Genomic DNA, 21,746 nt, shown 5'->3' on the forward strand with positions numbered 1-21,746 from the left:
CTTAAATATTAATAGTTTTCTTTTCTAACTTCAAAGAAGCTTTGTGGATGTGCACAAACTGGACAAAGCTGAGGTGCTTTCTTACCCATTACAAGATGTCCACAGTTACGGCATTCCCACATAGTTTCATCTGCTTTTTCAAATACTTTTTTCATTTCAACATTATTGAGTAGCGCACGATATCTTTCTTCGTGAGCTTTTTCAATTTTTCCAACCATTCTAAATTTCGCAGCTAGTTCAGCAAAACCTTCTTCTTCAGCATCCTTTGCAAATCTTTCATACATATCTGTCCACTCATAATTTTCTCCTTCAGCTGCATGAAGTAGATTTGCTGCAGTGTCTCCTAGTTCGCCAAGTGCCTTGAACCAAAGCTTAGCATGTTCTTTTTCATTGTTAGCAGTCTCTTCAAAAATAGCAGCAATTTGCTCGTAGCCCTCTTTTTTAGCAACAGAAGCAAAATATGTATACTTATTTCTTGCCATAGACTCTCCTGCAAATGCTTCTAGTAAGTTCTTTTCAGTTTTTGTTCCTTTGATATTCATAATATCTCCCCTTTTCTCTATTATTTGATTATTACTTAAAGCTGTTATGTGTCTAATTTTAATATAATAAAAAAATATGTAGCCATGTCATAGCTTGTCCTAAAATAAATACTCCTGAAAATTAAAGTCAAAAAAATACTCATATTATATTCTATCTTGAACCAAAAGCCTTGTCAACTATGATAAACATTTCATTGTTTATTCCCATAAATCATCCATTAACTTATTTATATGCTCTTTTCTCGCTAAAGTAGCTTGCTCATCTATTATAATGCTATCGCCTTCGACTAAAAGAATATCTCCTTCCTTAGTTTCCTTAGGAAGTGTATCTCTTTTAATATCTACCATGGTGCCATCTTCTTTTTCACAAACTGCATATTCTCCTTCAAACCTATCTACTATGAGCTTCATATTTTCCCTCCTTTTATCACACTTTTACCTTTGCAATAATCCTCATAGAGCTAATAGCCCTATTTCATGTTACTATCCCTAGCTCATATAATACATTATTCTACAAACTACATCTGAAGTCTTTTTGACTATAACACTAACTTATGACCATTTTCTTTTAGCCATTTTCGCCTCTCAGTATAATCAGGCATTATAAGTTCTACTTGATTCCAAAAGTCTTTTGAATGACTCATGACCTTCATATGACATAGCTCGTGTACTATTACATAATCAATTATATAGATAGGTGCCATAACCAATCTCCAGTTTAAGTTAATATTTCCCTTTGAGCTACAGCTTCCCCATATAGTCTTTTGTTCTTTAATAGTTACCTTACAAGGAGTCACCCTAAGCTGTTGAGAGTATTCCTTGATTCTTTCATTTGCAATCTCAGAAAAATGTTTTTTATACCATATGACTAAAGCCTCCCTTGCTAACTGCTTCCTATTTTCATTCTGCATACTTTTAGGGATATGTACTGTTATTATGTCTTCTTGTGGAAATACTTTAGCATCATGTATATCCGTATCTACCATTTTAAGTTCGTATTCTTTTCCTAGAAAAAGAAGCTTTTCTCCATCAACAAACTGTTTAATAGCTACATTTTTCCTTATTTCTTCTACTACAGTTAGTTTTTCTATAATCCAACTTGATTTATTCTTAACTACTTCAATAATCTGCCTTTCATCAGTATATAAGGGTGCGGATACCTTAATTTCTCCTGTTATTTCTACCGTTATTCCTATGGTTTTACGTTTAGTTCTTATAATCCTATAGGGAATGCTTCTGTTCTGAGCTTTTAGAAAATATACTTTGTTCTTCATGTTATCATCACCTGCTGACAATAATTTCTCTTAATATTAATTTTCTATAAACTTCTATAAATTTTCTGCTTATTGTTGAGTATTCAAATATTATTAATTTTATACATAATCTATTATATAATAAATTTTGTAGTCATTGTTAAGAAGTAGAGAAGTAATCCCTAACTTAATTTGACAAACTAAAAATTCCTAACGAAAAGCTACAAACTAAGAAAAATACCATTGAGCTCATTAACGGACTTCCTACATTAAAGTAAGACTTTCTTATTCGTTATAAAACAATAAGGACTACTTAAATCTAGTAGTCCTTATTGTTTTATCTGTATCAAATTATGGGAAGGGTCGTATACAAAAATGCTATTTTCTTTTTCTGTAAACTCATAGTTTTGGTTTTCTAGATTTTTTAGTGCTTCTTTCAATAGTCCCTCTCTTGGATATTTAATAGTATAATACTTCATACCTACTGAATTTTCAGGCAGGGGCGCTGCACCTCTACCATTCCATATGTTAAATCCAATATGGTGATGATACCCACCTGAAGAAACAAAATATGCTGAATTTCTCATACTTTGAACTAAATTAAAGCCTAGAGCCTCATAAAACTTCAAAGATTCATCTAAATCTGCCACATGAAGATGTATATGGCCAATTATGGTTTCAGGTGGCATACCTTTCCATTCCTTGTCTTCAGTAGCTTTCAATAATCCCATATAGTCTAGGACTTCTGTCACCATATTTATTTTGTCACCATCTCTATCCCAATTAGATTCAGGAGTATCTGCATATACCTCAATTCCATTCCCATCTGGATCTTCTAGATATATTGCTTCACTTACACCATGGTTTGAGCCTCCAATCAATGGATACTCCTCATCTCTGATGTTCTTAAAGAATAAACCTAATTGCATTCGATTAGGCAATAGTATGGCAAAATGATAAAGCCCTGTTCTTCTAGGTAATTTAGGAATTACATCTTCAGGTTGAATTAAAGTTACCAATGGTGTAGTTTCATCTGCAGTTAATATAGCTTCTTTAGCTTTTTGCCATAAAATTCTCAAACCTATTATGGTTCTGTAGAACTCAATTGAACGATTTATATCCTCTACCTTAAGAGTTATATCTGTAACATATATATTTGGTTCATTATGAAATTTTGACATTAGAATCACCTACTTTTTTTAGTAGGTATATTATACCCATTATAAATATGTCATAATCAATTCAGGTTATAGTGATTATATGTACAAAAGCCCTTAGAGGGCTTTTGCTTCTTTCCATCTATTTCAGTTCTCTTCCTGTTTCATTTAATTCATTAATAGGCACTACCATACCTTGATTATTTTCTAATACTCTTACATGAGCAGTGTTATTTAAAGAATTGACCCCTTCTATCCAAACCTGATTACCATTATAAAGAACTTCTATATTTTCACGTTTTTGATTTAATATCTCATTAGCTCTATTAAATAGCATTTTATCCTCCTTGGATTATTTATTTTTGTTTCAACCTAAAAAAACGGTCTACATATAGTTTGAGATAATTCAAATAAAACATGTATGACATAATAAAACAAGAAAGACAAATATATTGAACATTTGTTTTTCTTAGAGAATATAGAAGTTCTAATTCATGGCTTCTAATTAAAGAGTTATCTAACACACTTTCAAGATTATAGTATTATGCATTTTGATATTTTTCTAAACATGATCTACATATACATGCTTTTCCTTTTTTTTCATCAGGAATCATATCTAATAAATGCTTAGGAAATACTACAGTCTCACACCAACAACTTCCTTGTCCATGCTGACAGTTATTATCTTCACCACAAATAGGACAAGCTTTGTAAGATTCTTTTTCTAGCATTAAAGTCACTCTCCTTTACCATTAACTATATTTAACATCATTATACTCTATATTCACTTTTATAGTTTGATGGTTTACTTTAAAAAGCCAAATAATCAGCAAAAAAAACCGCAAAATCACGAAAGTAAATAACCAAGAAGTATGATATAATGACTAATGGAATATTATTACATATTTTACCTTGTAGATTTAAAGGAGAAATTAAAATGAAATGCTCTATATTAAAAAATACTCTAGTAACTTTATTGTCACTGGTTATATTGACTTTAACCACTAAAACATCAACCTTGGCTGAAGATATAGTTTTTGGATTTACACCTGATGGAATATATCCTGTTAGTCAGACAGATATTTCATTGGTTTCTGAAGAAATTACCATAACACTGATTAGAAAAGACTACGGTATGGTGAACTGTAGATTTGATTTTAAGAACAATGGAGAAGCCCAGTCAGTTGTTATGGCTGTTCCTGCAAGACTCAACGAAAAAACTACCAAGTGGACTCTAGAAGAATATTTGAATATCCATAACTTTTCAGTTTTTTATGAAAAAATTGATGGACCAGTGTCTGTAAAGCTTGTAGATTCAATCCCTAATCAGCCAATAAAGAATCATACCAACAACCAAACGAAATACTCTAAATGGTATACCTTCACCATTGAATTCGATAAGAATGAGGAATTGAGCGTTTATACTATGTATAGCATAGAGTCTTTTTCTTTTGACAATATGTATAATATGTTTATTAGCTATACACTTGAATCTGGAGCACTTTGGGAAGGTCAAATAGAGCATGCAAAAGTAATTTTTGATATTGGATACTATCCAATATATTCTGTCACAGATGTATTTCCAAATAATCTTTATAGAATAGAGGATAAAAAGCTTATATGGGAAAGAAGTAATTTTGAACCTGAATATAACCTTTCAATCACACAAAACAGTAATGACTATACTGACAGTAATATAGCCTGGCTTTCAAAAATAGGAGATACAGCAGGAGTCAAAGCAATAAAGGAAAGAATTACTTTTTTTGATACAAGTCCTCAAATAATAAGAGATAACAAACAAAAATACTTGGACCAATATGTTGATTTTATCCATAAAGATATTCTAAAAGCAATATATATAAAAAGTGCATTAGACCTGCCTCATGGTAGTGAAAATCCAAAAATCACAGATTGTCGTGTCCTTGAACATAAAGGTAATACATGGTGTTTTGAAATCGAGGCAACTGACCCAGACTTAGATTTAATTCAATGCCATGCAGAAGTCGAAGGGGTTGACAATTATGTATACAAGAATAATTTTGAAATGAATTCTGTAAGCTATAATCCAGAAAATAATCAGTTTATATCAAAATGTCACCTTGTAGTTGAAGAAGGTAACTTATTTAAAATTAGGTTTGTAGTTAAGGACTCAATAGGTAACTTTGATACTAAAACATTTAGTATAAAGAAAGATGATACCATCTCACCCCTTGAGGAAGTTTCTGACACCGGAAACTTGTTGAATAACGATACGGTAGCTCTTGAAAGAGATAAGTGCGTGTCTAACGAAATAGCAGAAGTGAACCATATTGCTACTCCAAAAGTACCTGTACCTAATGTAGGCACAGAAATTCCCGTTGAAGAAATCGGTAAAGTCGTATTGACTGAAAAAACATCTCCATCTTATCTGATAATTAAGGCAAGCTTAGCTTTCTTAATTTGCTTAGTCATCTTACTTTATTTGTATGTAAAATTATATAAAGTCAAAAAAACTAAAAATAACTAACTTATTTATCATTCTTTACCAACCTACAGAAATCGATTTTTTGTCCATCTTCAATCCTATAGGTTTCAATTGTAATATCAAACCTTGTGGATTTAATTTTTATTATACAGGGCTTCTCTTCATAAAACTTACTATATTCTCTATTTAGCGTAACAGCATCTCTCTTCATATTGCCTAAAAATAACCCAGCTGTGATATAAACTGTTTCTCCTTTAGCTTTCTTAATGATTCCTTCTGTTTCCACTCCTTCTTTCCCAACATAATATCTAGAATATGCTCTACCCCCGCTCAGAATAACATCTACATCTAATTCCTGAAACATCTCACCATATTCTCGCCTCATCTCCTCATTTTCCTGAAAAGTTGACGTATTCATCATAACAATAATCCATTTTCTGTTTCTTTCCTTAATAAGCTGTTCCATAAAGTCCCGATTTAATTTATAATCATTATTTATTACATCCAAACTTATAAATATCATATCTGCATATGTCCAGTAGTGATTTTTTGCCTGTTCATCCTCTTTAGCTTCATGACTCTGCCCATAACAAGCGACAATTGTTGGTATTTCTTTTGACTCCAATGCCGAACGAAATCCCATCTCTCTGCCCACTACTCTATTCTTAATGAGTGTATCTTCCTGCAAATTATTATCTTTTCCAATAACCAAGAAATCTGTTTCACCACATAAGTCTATTCCTTTTTGTAGCGTCTCCTGCCATAACTTCATCGAGCTTTGACCCGTCAACTGACTGAATTGTACAATCCCTGGAAATGCAAATATCGTTTCCTGTTTCTCTGCAGTATGGAACTCATAGATTTCTGAACCTTCTTTCCCTCCAATTTGAACCGCTCTATAAACATAATCTGTTCCAGGCTTAAGTCTGGTAAGAGTAGCTGTATTAATGAACATTCCGTCATATTTGGTCTTTTTACTTCCCATAATTACAGTTTTTGAATAGGTAGAAAATGTGGACTCATCTACTTCTTCTTTAGTTCCTTCCATATATTCTATTTTGTAGGGTCTATCTGAGTCCGTCATCCAGTTTACTCCCAACTCATCTCCTTTATCTCCTATCAAAAGCATCATTCCTTTTGTATCTGGTACACTTTCCTCCTTTTTTGTTTCAAATATTCTCAAATATGGTAAATGAAAATATAGTTTTGTACTGTCCACATCTTTACGATGTAATTCTATTGCTAGAACATTCAGCCCTTTCTTTAAATCGCTCATATCTGTAATATAAAATGTAGCTTCCTCTATAGTATTAACTGTATTTGATGCCCCCATATCCTGATTAGATAGATATCCTCCACTTGGTACATTTCCAGTATATACAATACTCCCATTCAAATAGACAATTACAGCATCTGCATACCTAATATTACACTCCATATACTGAAAGTTATTTAGGTTTTCAACATTGAATTCATAGCGAAAAAATGCTGTAGATGATAAGTCATCACCTGTAAGGTCCTTTTTATAAATCCCCTGTTTTTCTTCCCATGCATCAGCATCATACTTTATTGTTGTCCATACATTCCCTACCCCTGGTTCTTGTCCTGTATCCATATATTTCCACGATGAATTTTCTGTTATGAGCTCTGACGATTGAATGCTTTCTTCCTTGGCTAACCACTTTTCCCATAAATTACTCCGTGCAGCAACTATCACAAATACACTAAAGAATAATAAAAGAACTAATAGTATTGAAACCCCTATTTTTATCTTCAGATCTTTCTGACTCATACCATCTACTCCTTTAATACTTAAATAAACCGCTAAGAGTGCACAGCTCTAAAGCCTCCTTAATTAATACAGCCATTATATAGATCAGTAATATGAGTATCTAGAAAAGAAAATCTTTTATCAATGGCATACTTAAGCTTCTCAATAGCATCTTCATAGTTAACAGGATTGGGATCTGGTCCTCCTCCTGATATCATCATATCCTCTGAAAATGTATAGCCCCAAACTGCATAGTTTCTCTCTATTGCATCGCCAAGTTCTTCTCTGCCTTCTTCTATAAGTTGATAAAGATACTCTGTACTTAGTACCCCTTTTCTAAGTTCCCAATAACGTTGTACCACAAGATCTACAAAGCCTCTATCCTGAAGGAGTCTATTAAACCATGCCAGTTTCTGAAGAAAAAATTCAGAATAATCCTGACGAAACCACATGTAGTTATCATAAGCATTGTTAAAATCCCATACAGCAATTTTCAGTTTTCCTCCTAGCTCTTTATATACATAGGTAGATAGGTTTCCTGCATCATTGTTCATAACTGCTTCGTTTAAAATCAGATAATCCACAAAAGCATCCACATCAATATACCTTCTATATCCAATTTTGGGATCATCAAATTTGTCAGAATACAGAGCTTTTTCAAAATTACTTATATCCTCTTCAATCCACTGTCGTTGTGTTTTAGTCAAATCAGTTCTTGATGGGTATTCAACATAAAGGTCATTGGATGTTTTTCCCGCTCTTTTTCCATAGTTATTAAGAGGATTATCTTCGGTTCCCTCTCTATCTCGTTTTACTATATACGCAGTTTCTCCACTTAGAAGTCCGAACTCACTCAATCGTAATCTGGATTCACCATTAGTTACAGGCTCCACTGCTAGATATACTCCTTTGTATTCTCCATTGACAAATACTTCGCAGAAACGAGTATCTGGGGCCCATTCGAAAATCTCACGTGACACCTGATAAACTATCCTGTTTCGTAGCAATGTCTTATCAAGGAAAGGTCCATTTAGTACCCATTCACTATTAGCACCCATTCCTAAAAACTCATAATCTTTTGCCCCAGTTTTTCCTTGTTTTCTATAGAACTTTATTCTATATTGTTCTTTGTCAAACCATGAATAGGAAGATGCTCCTCTAAGATTAATAGTAATCCATGCTTCGTAATCTGGTGTGTCATATATATTTCTTTCAGTTCCATCTTCCATCTGGTTTAACACTGCAAGATGAGCCCATACTTTATTCTCCTTTGTGATTCTTTGATTTCTAGTATCAATATAAAGTACGGGAAGGTTAGTATCAAAACCTCCAAGACCATAGTACTCCATGTATTCTGCGTCAGGTTTTTTCCACTTTTTAACGGTTTTGCTTTTTAAGGTTGGAGATACCTTTGTCTTATTTAATTCCATTCTGTTATATACGAAATTTCCCAACATTACAACAATAATAAATAATACTATCATAATTGACGAATATATCCTTTTCTTCATCAGCCGCCCCTCCTATCGGCTGATATCATCTAACTGTTCTACAAGATTCACTCTTTTAACACCTTCAATTCTCATAAGTCTTTGTGAGATATCAATTAGATTCTCTTCATTTGCTTTTGTTAGTACATTTTCTTTCACACTATAAATCAATTCACATCCATCCTCTGATACATTTTTCATAGTCTGGTGTACTCCTTTGCCAAAATGACTTTCCACAACAGCCTCAATCTGATTCTGTGAATCTATAGTTCCTTGAATAATCAATAGTTGTCTTTGGTCCATAACAGCTTGTTTCGTGAGTAAGAAAAACAAAAACAAAAATACACTTCCTATTCCTATGAGACTGTACTGAGAAACACCACATCCAATTCCAACCGCAATACTCCAGAAAATAAATGTTGCATCCCTAACATCCTTTACTGCTGTACGAAAACGAATAATAGAAAGAGCACCAACCATACCTAGAGACAATGCAACATTATTGCTGATAACACTCATAATCATGGTAGTAATAATAGTAATCGCACCTAATGATACATTAAATTTTCTGCTATATGCTGTTCCTGAGTAAGTCATCCTATAAACAAACATTAAAAAAAATGCTGCCATAATTGCTACAATATTATTTAATACAATAGTTGCTATGCTAATAGTTTCAGCATTGCTTAAGTTTTCAATAATAAATTCTCTCATGTTTTCCCCTCTTTTTTGTTATATATATATTCTTGCTTTTGAATATTTACTAAATGACTCAGCAAGATTATCAATATACTGTACAATCTGCTTTAGTGAATATGGTACAAAATCGTTATACTTTATTTCTAAAATGCCGGCATCCCCTTTAATTAAAGGAACATATGAAAGCTCTTCAGAAAACAATCCATATGGATTTTTAGTTGCTTTTACACTCGTATCGAAAGTAATTCGAACGTCACTAGCTGGATAAAGATATGCTGTTCTATAATATTCAACAATAGTTTTTGGAGTATATCCCCCCTGCACCATTTTTACATATATCCTTTTTGCAATATCTTCTTCACGAGCCAACAAGAAGTCATATTTATGTGCTTCCATCATAAGTGCCTCATCCCTAGTAATAGACAAGGAATATTTTTTTCCATCCATATTACTTTTACACTTGTACTCAAGCTTTGCATGCTTAGTATCAGTCGAATAAATTCTAACTCGAATTTTTCTTTTTTCCATTACCCCATCAAGATTATCATATAAATCATGATTATTTAAAGAATCATAATACTGGGAACGAACCATATAGGTTCCGTTATAACCATTTCTGTCCTTTTCCATTAAAACGTCTAAATGTTTCTGAATCCTTAAAAATTCAACCTTGGTAATTACATATTTAATTTCTTTTCTAAACACTGTTTTCATACCGTTTCCCTATCCTTTTAATCAAATATATAAATCTAGGCTGATATATCTTTTCAAATAAGCTTTGTTCCTTATTGCTCAACATCTGCAGAATAAATCCTATCATGATAATAATTGAAACTATAAAACCTCCATTATCAATTATAAGGTAATTTATCAAAAATTCATAAATTATAATAGCACCCCATAATGAAGTCATCAAACATATCATAATAACAGGAACATACGCCATTGAAGCTATCACCAGTATTCCCAGCATAAGAGAAAACCATAAAGAATAAGTATGAATCCATCCTGTAGCTATCGCAACCAGCGCACAAATGATAAACCCTCCTAGCCAATGCCACCTATAAGCAAAAAAAGCTAACACTGTACCTAACACTGCAAAGGTCGTAGTAATAGTCCCCCAGTCTGTTTTGCCTGCCATTAAAAAAATACTAATAAGTGTTACTGCCATAAACACTAACACTGAAAATATCGCCCTATAGATCTTAAACCCAAAAAAGCAGGCCAAAACACCAATTATTAATAAAATGATAGCTAAAAAATCTTCATTTTCTTTTACCACTCCTAATATCCCAGTCTCAAGAGCAAATAAAAAAAATAACTCTTTCACTAACTCTATCACAAGCATCCTTCCTTCTATTCTAGATTTACTAAATTCAAAGTCTTTGTAAACAGCTTATTTCCAGAAAGAACACCAATATTTTCTGCTTTCTGAACAAGAATAACATCTGATACATCATACTCTCTGAAAATACTTTTAAACTGATTCTGATCATATTCATAATTAGCAATATTAACTACATAAACTTTCTCATAATAAGTCGTTAAAAAAGGTACTATTATCTGGCCACTTGAATCGCACAACAACAAAGCTGTTTTATTCTTTTTTTCTTCACTCTTGCCTTCTCCTTCTGCCACAGCCGTCATATAGCTGCCCCCAATAAACGCTGCCTTTCCAACTCTGGACTTAGAAACCATTTTTATCTTTTCTGTTATAATACTACCATTCCATTTTTTTTGCCTAATCGCCCTGTTTTTACTACCAGAAGGCAGATAATAAAAAATTCGGTCCTCAGGTATACCTTCCAATTCTTCTATAACCTCTTGCCCCAATCTATAATCCTTCATTGCATCGATTTTATCTATTCCCTCATATCCATGATACATATGCTCCTCATACTCTTCTAAGGAAATATTAGATAGTCCCATGCTCTCAATAATAAGCTTTGAACCATAGTAAGCACCTCTTGCTGTCCAGCTATCATCAGTACGGAAAAACAGATATTCCTCGCTATGCTCCTTCAAAATAGGAAGTACATCTAGAAGCTGCATATTCTCAGGAATCACGCTCTGAAGTTCTAAAAGAAAAGTCCTATAGTTCCCTACTTCTTCTGAATAACCATCCTCCCATACCATCCTTCCTGGTATAGGAACTATATAACCCCCCATATCCTGTGGGATCATCTTAGACAAACTCAATAATATCTCTTTTCCGGTTTCTATATTTTTCCTACTATATTTAGGTTTCTTTAAAATTCTATCTGTATAAAATACATATTTTTCATCCTCATAGAAAACGGTCTTCGATGGTTCTTGATCTAGGGGAAGACCATATGAGTTATATTCTTCTTTTATTGAGATTTGTGCTTTTCTCAAAACTGGGTCTTCACTCTGTGTTGCATTTACCAGATAATCAAGAATAAAAAGCATAAGAAGGCTCAATAGCACTCCTAATATTCTAACTAGCACTATTAATATTTTTCTCTTCATATCCTACGCCTCGCTCTGTACCGTCTCTTTTTCTGGGATATGTATTTCTTCTAGATTTTCACAATCCTTAAAAGCACTACTGCTAATCATCTCCAAACGACTTGTGAATACTATTTTTTTTAAATTGATACATCCCCGAAAACAATGGTCTGTTAAAATCCTCAAAGCAGAATCCTCTTCAAAATACAGGTTCCTTAAACTAGTACATCCTGCAAAAGCTGCTGCATCTAACACTTCCAAGGATGCGGGAATTTCAATCTCTTCAAGGGATTTGCAGTTTTCAAATGCAGATATTCCAATCCTTTTAAGATGTTGCTTCCCAGTGAGGGATATCTCTTTAAGTTGTTCACAACCAGCAAATGCAAAGTCTTCTATTTCTTCTATAGAATCTGGTATCTCCACTTTCTTTAGTGAACTACACTGAAAAAACATGCTTTTCTGTATCCTTCTAGCACCCTCAGGAATCACAACTTCTTCTAAATCTTTATGAAAGCGGTAGCCTTGTTGATCTACACCCTCGTAGTCTTTCAAATCTTTAAATCGCAAGACTTTTTCTTTCTTTCCTTCCTCCAAATAAGTATATTCCTCTGGCTGAGCCTTATTCGGTGAGGATAGGATAACTCCTCCTTTTTCGCAGCTAACATATCCAAATATAAAGGTTCCAGGTTCAATTGTAATTGTTCCACGGGCTATTAACGAACTTATAGCACCTCTTTTCCCAATAACTGCTCCAGTTTCTAAGTATACATTTTCCTGAGAAAAGACATTCCCGATTACACATGAATTCCTCCCCAAAAAAATATCTTTTTCTGCAAAAATATTTCCAACGACAATTGCTCCATCAAATAATCGAACACCTTTATTAGAACGAATATCACCTTTTACAATTATATTTTCCGTAACACTGACATTCTTCCATGATAATATTGAATAGTCTACAATTCCTTCTTCGTTTACCATCTCATTGCTAATATATCTAATGTTTTTCTCCTTTGCTGTCTGAACAGGAAGGCGATAAATTCTCGGATCTTTACCCTCTGTTGGATCCATAATTAGCCCAGGATATTGACCAATATAGATTTCAGGAGCAAATAACCTTTGGAAGCGACAATTCTGTCCAATACTCATTCTAACTCCGCTGGAAGCACTGATGCCTAAATCACAATCATCATAGATTGCAACCGTTCCTTCTGCATCTATCCAACGTATTACTTTCGTACCTTTTCCAAGAATAATATTCTTCTCACTATACATAGCTCTTAACTTTACATTATCTTTAATCCAAACATTCTGCCTGCCATAGATTTCTTTTTCAAATACAGTTCCATCTGGTGTTCTAAAATCTTTATCCAGGCAAATTACAAGCTTCTCTACGGTATCCGGATATATATCTTGCTTATCTCCATCAATAAACTCTTCTTTCTTGGACAAGTATATCTCATTATTCTCTACTCCTTGTAGATTTTCCCTAATCAGTGATGAAAAAGACTTTCCAAAATACCTAGCATCCCGAATCTTATCTTGATTGATAAAAAGGACTTCTCCTTTTCTCTTTTTATAATACTGATTTGCTACAAGAATCGGTAAAATCAAAAGAAGTATAAACACAATCGCAAATATCCATATTTCTGTCATCCTTTCAGCACCTCTTTCATGATTTGCACTTTCTAAGCTTCAGCCTCTACACTTCTTATAGATTCTGTAAAGCGCTTCGTTTTTGCCCATTTTACCTTACGCCCTGTTAAAGTATCTGCAACAGCATCCATAAATCCAAGACTAATATACCACATATAAAAATAATAATTGAACATAAGCAAAGGTAACAAAAGGGGTTCTCCTTTTACACCATCTAGCATCAAACCTGTCCCAATTTCATAAAAGGGTGCAAAGTTTCCGAAAGAAGTATAAGCCCCAATAAATAGAAGCACCCACCATCCAGCAAGTATATCCATTTCTCCAAGGAAAAACAAGATAAAAGAATCTATCTGTCCAAGTGCCAAAAAAAATGGTACTGCATATACAAATAATAATAAAATCCCATCTATCTTTTCTCGAAAATTCATATTTGGTGTCGTTATCACTTTGCTTAAGTAACGAAATAGTACCTGATTATGCCCTCTAGCCCATCTTCTTATTTGCTTACCTCGTACTTCCCATGTTTCAGGTGCTTCCTCATAGCATTCTGCTGAATTTGCATAAATAACTTTCCAACCATTTGTATATAGCCGATATGTTAGCTCTGTATCTTCAGCGAGAACCAACGGATTAAAGCCTCCCAATTCTATAATTAAATCTTTCCTAAATCCCCCTACCGTTCCACCATACTGGGGTATAGTCTTAAGATTGTATCTTGCTTGTTGGTCAACCTGATAACCTCCACATCTTTCAAGATTAATTAGTCGAGTTAATAAGTTTTTATTAGTATTATAAGGAATTACTCGTCCCATAACAGCCCCTACTTCTGGGTCCTGAAATGCAATTGCTAATTGCTTCAGCATATCTTTCGCTGGGCGATAATCTGCATCAAATACAATAATAATCTCACCTTTTGCCAACTTCATAGCATCATTTAATCCGACTGGCTTTCCTCTATCTGCGCAGTCTCTATGCAAAGGTCGAATAAATTCATATTTGTCGTGATATTCGTCCAAGAGCTCCTTCGTCCTATCTGTAGAGTTGTCATTTATTGGAATAATTTCAAGTCTGTCTCTGTCATAATCACACTTTAGAAGTGACTCTAGCACATACCTCAACACCTGTTCTTCATTGTGCATAGGAATTAGCACAGAAATAGATGGCATCTTAGTTGAATAAATATCATTGTAATAAATTCTTTGCTTTCCAAATAAACGGTTATATGAAAAAACAAAGTGTCGTATCGCGTAGATTGTCATAACAGCAATCACAAAAAACATGTAGCCTCGCAAAATCGCTATGACCATAACCATTCCCCTCTCCCTGTTTTGGTATCATATAATTTTATCATTTTATTCATATAAATACCATATATAGCTACTAGATATAAAAAGTCAAAAAACGGTCCTAAAGCAAAAAATAAAAGAGCCATATAAATAATCGAAAATTCTTCAATAATATACAAAAATAGAACATAACGTATTGTACCAAATATTAGAGAATATAGTAACACAGCAAAAAAAGCAGTGACCCTATACAGCACTCCCTTAGCTCCCAGTAGCCCTGTTATTAATCCCGTCAATATAATAAAAGTGAGCCATATTCCGATTTGTTGTTTCATATATAAAATTGAGTACTGAAAAGCTGTGTATGGAAAAAAGTTTGCTGCAAAGATAAAGTAAATACAATTGATAATATGTACCAAAAACATTATAGACAAATAAACAGAAATAGGTTTTCCTTTTCTACTTCCTGTACTTAGGAATATTACAAGTGAAAGAACAACTATCAAATTTAGAACAACAAAAGAAATTTCAGGATATACTGTAGGCAGTTCTACAAATTCTATAGTCCCTAATATTGAAAAAGAGTCTTCCCTGATATAAAGAGGGATTCCAGGATACACTTTTCCAAGTATTCTAACTGCTAGTTTCGACATTAATCTTGTAATATTTCCTATGTTAAAAATAAATATTGTAACAACCGGAATGACAAGTAGACATAGATATAAAACACTCTTTATCAAACTTTTCTTTAATCGTCTATATGTTCTGGTATAATAAATTTTGTCTTTCACTTCCATAAAAAACTTCCTCCTATATTTTCACTTGTAGTTGGATAAGAGAATATAATTAAATTTTTTTGCTTCATAGTCTATAAATTACTTGTTTTATGTTCTATAAAAAGATAAAAAAATCCTTCAACTGTAATTAATTTGTACTATTTTTACGAAAGTGCAGATGATTAATTAGCCAATCAAAACTTTTAGTATCTCAATCTAAGACATTAGATTTTTCATCTATTAAGTTTTTTAGTAACTACTTCCTATCGAAAAAACAACCAAGAACTTAATCTTGATTGCTTTTAATAATTGTGGTATTTCTTTAAACACCTAAATAATACGCTATATTTGCATTTTCTGTCTGTATTCCTTTTATCTTTGTTGTTTTTGAACTCATTATCACTGTGATACCAGGTCCATGACCAGACTTTATACAATCACTATGAACAACCACTCCAATTGATACAGAACCTTTTAAGTATTGGCGACCATTTGTATTATCACAGTCTCTCAACAACACTATATCCCCAAATCTAAGCTTGTCTATTGCAAATTCCTTGTTTGCTTCTTTATCTCCTGTCATTATGTCATAGTCTCCTGAAAAAGCTGTGGAGCTGCCTATGCCTGACCCCATTAAATATGCTGGAATTTCAGTAACTACTGGAACTTCTAATAAGCCTTCAGAATTTTGTTTAATATCTAGTTTATCAAATAAGTCTGGGTCTATGTTCATGCATTTAACATCCTTAAATCCCTCTATCTTTAGGCCTTGTCCATAGGCTTTTACCAAAATAGTATCTCCTATTGCCATTTTATCTAGATCTTCTTCATTAAAGTATACTAGAACATGGTCTATTCCACCATGCATACCAGTCACATATCCTTTAGCTCCTTTAGCTTCACCTGATACAACTCTAGCTTCATTTCCTATACATGCTAAAAGCATAAGAGCATTGTTCTCATTAGGATTATCACTTTTAATGCTGACTCCTGGCTCTATATGATCCCCCACTAAATCCATACATGAGTCCCCAATTTTAAAGTTGTAAGTAATTCCCCCTGTGGCAGGAAGTATTTCAGCTATGCCTTCTCTATTTATCCTATAAGGATTAGGACCAACTATGGGACTATGGATTCTTCCCTGCACAGACTGTTTTACGAGTTTTTGCTTGTTTGTAATTAGCATTTACATCCTTCCTTTCTATATATAATATATATGTATGTTATTATTCTACTTCTTAGTTTATTATAATAATAAACTAAGAAGTAATCAAAGGATAAAATCAAGAAAGCTTTTCTTTAAACTCATTAAAGGACCTTTTATGTAAGAATATCAAGGTAAGGCTTTCTATTCTTATAAAAAAATAAGGATAAATAGTAATATTAACTATCTATCCTATAATCACTATACCACTTTTAATCTAAAAGTTCTTTAATATGGATTATTAATCTCTTCTATTTCTAATAAGGATAAGTCTAACTAATTGAGCAACTCCTGTTGCCATAGCTGCTACATATGTTAATGCTGCAGCTCGAAGCACCTTTTTGGCTCCATATTCTTCTTCAGCTGAAATAAAACCATTGCTGTCAAGGAGTCTTAAAGCTCTACTACTTGCATTAAACTCTACTGGTAATGTAATTAGTTGGAAAAGGACTGCAGTTCCAAACAGTATTATACCAATATCCATTAAACCTCCAAGACTAGGAACTAAGAGCCCAGCAATGATAAATAGCCAAGCTGCAGAAGAACCAAATCTTGCTACAGGAAAAATCATGTTTCTAAATGATAGTGGTACATAGCCATTAGCATGTTGGATTGCATGACCTACTTCATGTGCAGCAACGCTTACAGATGCTATTGAGCTACTTCTATAAACCTCTGGTGACAACCTTAACACACGATTTCTTGGATCATAGTGGTCACTTAAATGTCCAGATGCTAGCTCAATTGGTATATCTCTTAAACCATTCTGGTCTAAAAGACGTCTAGCAACATCTGCACCTGTATATCCTCTTAGTGTAGGTACTTTTAAATATTTTGCAAAACTTGATTTCACTTTTCCCTGTGCATATAGTGTTAAAATGATAGCTGGGATTAATACAATCATAGTTGGATCAAATCTGTAGAATCCATATGGGTAAAACATCAAATCACTCCTTTTAATTAATATTATATAAAATTTTTAATATTCTTCATTTCAAAACTTTATTGATGTATATTTCATTTTATGTCTATACTTTATTATATCCTTAAGTCAAAATCTAATAATATATATGTTAGCTTGTTAAGACTCTCATGAACTCATCTCCTGTGATGGTTTCTCTCTCAACAAGATATCTTGACAATTCATGAAGCTTGTCAATATTCTCTTTTAATATTTCTATAGCTTTTCCATGGGCAGTTTTAATAATTTCAAGTATCTCTTCATCGATTTTAGATGCTGTTTCTGCTGAACAAATCAGAGACATATCTCCTCCAAGATATTGGTTGGTTACTGTTTCCAGTGCCATCATATCGAAGTTTTTGCTCATTCCCAGTCGTGTAACCATCATACGTGCCAGTTTAGTTGCTTGTTCAATATCATTAGCTGCACCTGAAGTAATAGTCCCAAAAACAAGCTCTTCTGCTGCCCGTCCTCCTGTATAAGTTACAATCTTATTAAAAGCTTCCTCTTTTGTCATCAATACACTCTCTTTTTCTGCTACTTGCATAGTATATCCAAGAGCTCCAGATGTACGAGGAACTATGGTAATCTTGTGAACAGGTGCTGAATCTGTCTGCTTGGCTGCTACAATAGCATGTCCAATTTCATGATATGCAATAACTTCCTTTTCCTTAGGAGAAATCACTGCTCCTTTTCTCTGATAACCTGCTATTACAACTTCTACTGATTCTTCAAGGTCGCTTTGTATTACATAACTTCGCCCACATCTTACTGCTCTTAGGGCTGCTTCGTTTATGATATTTGCAAGCTCTGCACCAGAAGCTCCTGAAGTAGCTCTTGCAATAGAATTGAAATCAACATTGCTATCTATCTTTATGTTTTTTGCATGAACCTTTAAAATTGCCTCTCGACCTACAAGGTCTGGTAACTCCACCGGTATACGGCGGTCAAATCTACCTGGTCTTAAAAGTGCCTTATCAAGAGAATCAGGCCTATTAGTTGCTGCTAGTATAACAACACCCTTCTCTCCACTGAAGCCATCCATTTCAGTCAATAGTTGATTTAATGTCTGCTCTCTTTCGTCATTTCCAGCAAGGCCTCCGCTATCTCTTTTCTTACCAATGGTATCTATTTCATCAATAAAAACAATACATGGTGCCTTTTCCTGAGCTTGCTTAAACAAATCACGGACTCGTGCTGCTCCCATACCAACAAACATTTCAACAAATTCTGATCCTGAAATAGAAAAGAAAGGTACCTTTGCTTCACCTGCAACAGCTTTTGCAAGTAATGTCTTTCCTGTACCAGGAGGTCCTACTAATAGTGCTCCCTTAGGCATAGTTGCCCCTATTTCTTTGAATTTAGCTGGATTATGGAGAAAATCAATAATTTCTCCTAAAGCCTCCTTTGCCTCATCCTGTCCAGCTACGTCAGAAAAGGTCTTTCCTGTCTGATCCTCTACATAGACCTTAGCTGTACTTTTACCAAAACTCGTCATTCTTCCACCCATTCTCTTACTCATTGAATTAGTAAGAATATGACCTAATCCAAAGAAAATTGCAATTGGAATTATCCAAGAGGTTATTAAATTTGCTAATGGTGAATTTTCCTTTGGCACTACTTGAGAAAAGACAATACCCTTTTTACTATATAATCGATTTATAAGGTCTGGGTCATCCATCTTTCCAGTTACATATATTTTTTCCTTACCTTTCTCATCTGTAACAATAAATGCAATTTTATTATCCTGAACCTCTACTGTTTTAACACTTCCATTCTCTACCTTATCCAGAAATGTCCCATAATCTACTTCTGTAATGTTTTTACTGTTTATTTGCGGAAAAACAAATGCATTAAGAAACATAACTATGGCCAGTATTATAGCATAATAATATATTATTGGCTTTTTATTATTTTTGTTGTTATTCATAGACTAACTTCCTTCCTAAATATGTTTTTACATATGAATAATTGTTTAATTTATAAAGATAATTCGACAGTAAAGCTAGAACCTTTATTTGGTTCACTTTCAACAGATATGCTGCTATCATATAAATCCAAAATTCGCTTTACAAGTGCAAGTCCTAGTCCACTTCCTTCATGAGAGCGAGACCTTTCACCTTGATAGAATTTTTCAAAAATCCTCTTCTGAGTTTCCTTACTCATCCCTATTCCATAATCAGTAATTTTTACTATAATAGACGAGGCACCTTTCTTAAGACTCACATCAACTTTCCCATTTATATTTGAAAACTTAATAGCATTAGCCAAAATATTTAGCCACACTTGTTGCAATAATTCTTCATCACCTAGGTAGTCAACTTTATCAAGTTCTATATCAAACTCAATATTTTTCTTGCTCCATTCATGTTCTAATACTAAAATACTCTTTCTTATTTGTTCATCTAAAGAAAATCTTGTCTTTTTCTCTACTATTTCTTGATTTTCAAGCTTTGAAAGCTTTAATATGTTCGTTGTAAGATTAGATAGCCTTTGTGTTTCTTCAACTATAATACTTGAGTATTCTTGTATCTCTTCTTTAGTAATATTCTCACTTTTTAATAACTTCGCAAATCCCTGAATAGATGCTATAGGGGTTTTAAACTCATGAGATACATTGGTAATAAAATCCTTACGGAGATATTCTATATTTTTCAGCTCTTTTGTCATCTTATTAAAATTTTGTGTAAGCTGTCCAACCTCATCATCGCTACTATTTTCAACTTGTACATCAAAGTTTCCCTTGGCTACTTCTTGAACTGCTTCATTTAATTTCAAAACTGGCTTAACTACTATCCTAGCTAATAATATGATTAAGAAGGTTCCTATAAATACATACGAAGTCAATGTAAACCATATACGAGAAACAACTATTTTAAAAATTGTATTTCTAGGATGAAGACTTATTTTGATAAATGTTTCATCTACTTTTAGTATTGTTGTAGTACCTGCATATTTTCCTTGTGTTAAAAAAGTTATTCCATTATCATTGATTTTTTTAAGTCCTTCTCTTGATAAGTTGATACAATCAATATTCTCTATCCTAGAAACTTCATACATAGAAGTAGTTGATATACTTGCAATCTCATCTATACTCAAGTCAGTTTTTTTCATTAATTCTAGTATTGTTAATGCTATATTCTCTTGTTCTGACTTAATCTCATTTTCAATGTCATAATTAAAAAATATTGATGTAAAAAAGGATATAATTGAAGAGATGCAAATAATGAAAATGAAGAATATGGCCAGCTTATTTGTAATCTTTTTCATATTCTAATCTCTGCCTTATAGCCTAAGCCTCTAACTGTAACTATTTCAAACTCTGCAAAACTAGATAACTTTTCTCTTAATCTTTTTATATGCACGTCTACTGTACGTTCATCAGTCTCCGCTTCTAACCCCCATATTTCATCCATTAGCTGCTGTCTTGTGAATATCTTTCTAGGATAACTAAGCAACTTAAATAAAAGATAGAATTCTTTTTTGGGAAGAACTATGGTCTCTTCCTTGTTATAAATAGTTAGAGTATCATATTCCAGAACTACTTCTCCAATTGTTAGCTTATGCTCGTTCATTATTCTAGAACGGCGCAACAATGCAGCTACTCTTAAAAGCATTTCATCCATATCAATAGGCTTTACCATATAATCATCTGTTCCTACTAGAAATCCTCTTTTTTTATCTTCTAAGGTCTCTTTTGCAGTTATCATTAAAATGGGTAGATTATAATTTGATTTTCTTAAAGTATCAGTTAATGTATATCCATCCATATTAGGCATCATTATATCACAGATAATTAAATCTATATGTGTAGTCTCTAATATCTCTAGTGCATGAATTCCATCCTTAGCACCTAAAACATTGTATCTATTTTGATTCAAAACAGCCATCATCAGTTTTTGAAGATTTTTATCATCCTCTACGACTAAAATAGTAACCATATAACTCCCCTCTTCTTAATGTTAATTATTCAGAAAAAGTTATAATATATAAAATTTTTATTTTATATATTACTTAT

General features: G+C 33.1%; 21 protein-coding genes. 1 reads left to right on the forward strand and 20 read right to left on the reverse strand.

Annotation, left to right across the window (positions count from 1 at the left end; translation table 11 throughout):
* Positions 1-8: 8 nt before the first annotated feature.
* The 6 genes from rbr to DW1_RS11120 form a co-directional block, all read right to left on the reverse strand.
* Positions 9-542 carry a rubrerythrin gene (gene rbr, locus DW1_RS11095; RefSeq protein WP_074350693.1) on the reverse strand — a complete coding sequence of 178 codons (534 nt, stop codon included), beginning with the start codon at positions 540-542 and terminating at the stop codon, positions 9-11.
* 198 nt (positions 543-740) lie between these two features.
* Positions 741-953, reverse strand: coding sequence for a DUF3006 domain-containing protein (locus DW1_RS11100; protein ID WP_074350694.1), 213 nt, complete (start codon positions 951-953; stop codon positions 741-743).
* Between the two features lie 128 nt (positions 954-1,081).
* On the reverse strand, positions 1,082-1,816 hold the full coding sequence (locus DW1_RS11105) for a M48 family metallopeptidase (RefSeq protein WP_074350695.1): 735 nt from the start codon (positions 1,814-1,816) through the stop codon (positions 1,082-1,084).
* A gap of 308 nt (positions 1,817-2,124) precedes the next feature.
* Entirely contained in the window at positions 2,125-2,976 is an 852-nt protein-coding gene (locus DW1_RS11110) for a VOC family protein (protein ID WP_074350696.1), read from the reverse strand.
* 118 nt (positions 2,977-3,094) lie between these two features.
* Positions 3,095-3,289 (reverse strand): H-type small acid-soluble spore protein, encoded by a 195-nt coding sequence (locus DW1_RS11115; RefSeq protein ID WP_074350697.1) that lies wholly within the window; start codon positions 3,287-3,289, stop codon positions 3,095-3,097.
* Positions 3,290-3,494: 205 nt separating this feature from the next.
* Complete coding sequence (locus DW1_RS11120; RefSeq protein ID WP_074350698.1) at positions 3,495-3,683, reverse strand: cysteine-rich CWC family protein; 189 nt, start codon at positions 3,681-3,683, stop codon at positions 3,495-3,497.
* A 206-nt stretch (positions 3,684-3,889) separates the two neighbouring features.
* Between DW1_RS11120 and DW1_RS11125 the strand changes: the two genes are divergently transcribed.
* Positions 3,890-5,458 (forward strand): hypothetical protein, encoded by a 1,569-nt coding sequence (locus DW1_RS11125; RefSeq protein WP_074350699.1) that lies wholly within the window; start codon positions 3,890-3,892, stop codon positions 5,456-5,458.
* 1 nt (position 5,459) lies between these two features.
* Here the strand turns inward: DW1_RS11125 and DW1_RS11130 are convergent, their stop codons facing one another.
* The 14 genes from DW1_RS11130 to DW1_RS11195 form a co-directional block, all read right to left on the reverse strand.
* On the reverse strand, positions 5,460-7,208 hold the full coding sequence (locus DW1_RS11130) for a purple acid phosphatase family protein (protein WP_074350700.1): 1,749 nt from the start codon (positions 7,206-7,208) through the stop codon (positions 5,460-5,462).
* Between the two features lie 59 nt (positions 7,209-7,267).
* The gene (locus DW1_RS11135; RefSeq protein WP_083605654.1) at positions 7,268-8,698 is read right to left on the reverse strand and encodes a CotH kinase family protein; all 1,431 of its coding nucleotides are present in this window, start codon (positions 8,696-8,698) and stop codon (positions 7,268-7,270) included.
* A 12-nt stretch (positions 8,699-8,710) separates the two neighbouring features.
* Complete coding sequence (locus DW1_RS11140) at positions 8,711-9,391, reverse strand: DUF4956 domain-containing protein (protein ID WP_074350701.1); 681 nt, start codon at positions 9,389-9,391, stop codon at positions 8,711-8,713.
* 18 nt (positions 9,392-9,409) lie between these two features.
* The gene (locus DW1_RS11145) at positions 9,410-10,090 is read right to left on the reverse strand and encodes a polyphosphate polymerase domain-containing protein (RefSeq protein ID WP_074350702.1); all 681 of its coding nucleotides are present in this window, start codon (positions 10,088-10,090) and stop codon (positions 9,410-9,412) included.
* Positions 10,074-10,718 carry a hypothetical protein gene (locus DW1_RS11150; RefSeq protein WP_074350703.1) on the reverse strand — a complete coding sequence of 215 codons (645 nt, stop codon included), beginning with the start codon at positions 10,716-10,718 and terminating at the stop codon, positions 10,074-10,076. The genes DW1_RS11145 and DW1_RS11150 overlap by 17 nt, the downstream gene beginning before the upstream one ends.
* A gap of 14 nt (positions 10,719-10,732) precedes the next feature.
* Complete coding sequence (locus tag DW1_RS11155) at positions 10,733-11,866, reverse strand: DHHW family protein (RefSeq protein WP_074350704.1); 1,134 nt, start codon at positions 11,864-11,866, stop codon at positions 10,733-10,735.
* A gap of 3 nt (positions 11,867-11,869) precedes the next feature.
* Positions 11,870-13,501, reverse strand: a complete 1,632-nt coding sequence (locus DW1_RS11160) for a leucine-rich repeat protein (RefSeq protein ID WP_074350705.1) — start codon at positions 13,499-13,501, stop codon at positions 11,870-11,872.
* Between the two features lie 32 nt (positions 13,502-13,533).
* Positions 13,534-14,808 carry a glycosyltransferase family 2 protein gene (locus DW1_RS11165; RefSeq protein ID WP_143474412.1) on the reverse strand — a complete coding sequence of 425 codons (1,275 nt, stop codon included), beginning with the start codon at positions 14,806-14,808 and terminating at the stop codon, positions 13,534-13,536.
* On the reverse strand, positions 14,799-15,584 hold the full coding sequence (locus DW1_RS11170) for a hypothetical protein (protein WP_074350707.1): 786 nt from the start codon (positions 15,582-15,584) through the stop codon (positions 14,799-14,801). Before DW1_RS11170 ends, DW1_RS11165 begins: the two co-directional genes overlap by 10 nt.
* Positions 15,585-15,885: 301 nt before the next feature.
* Positions 15,886-16,749 (reverse strand): DUF4438 domain-containing protein, encoded by an 864-nt coding sequence (locus DW1_RS11175; RefSeq protein WP_074350708.1) that lies wholly within the window; start codon positions 16,747-16,749, stop codon positions 15,886-15,888.
* A 259-nt stretch (positions 16,750-17,008) separates the two neighbouring features.
* Positions 17,009-17,710: a zinc metallopeptidase gene (locus DW1_RS11180; RefSeq protein WP_074350709.1), complete on the reverse strand. Its 702-nt coding sequence runs from the start codon at positions 17,708-17,710 to the stop codon at positions 17,009-17,011.
* 130 nt (positions 17,711-17,840) lie between these two features.
* Positions 17,841-19,658, reverse strand: coding sequence for an ATP-dependent zinc metalloprotease FtsH (ftsH, locus tag DW1_RS11185; protein WP_074350710.1), 1,818 nt, complete (start codon positions 19,656-19,658; stop codon positions 17,841-17,843).
* 50 nt (positions 19,659-19,708) lie between these two features.
* Positions 19,709-20,998: a sensor histidine kinase gene (locus DW1_RS11190; protein ID WP_074350711.1), complete on the reverse strand. Its 1,290-nt coding sequence runs from the start codon at positions 20,996-20,998 to the stop codon at positions 19,709-19,711.
* Positions 20,995-21,669: a response regulator transcription factor gene (locus DW1_RS11195; RefSeq protein WP_074350712.1), complete on the reverse strand. Its 675-nt coding sequence runs from the start codon at positions 21,667-21,669 to the stop codon at positions 20,995-20,997. The genes DW1_RS11190 and DW1_RS11195 overlap by 4 nt, the downstream gene beginning before the upstream one ends.
* Positions 21,670-21,746: the final 77 nt, after the last annotated feature.

The organism is Proteiniborus sp. DW1, from assembly GCF_900095305.1.
Taxonomy (GTDB): domain Bacteria; phylum Bacillota; class Clostridia; order Tissierellales; family Proteiniboraceae; genus Proteiniborus.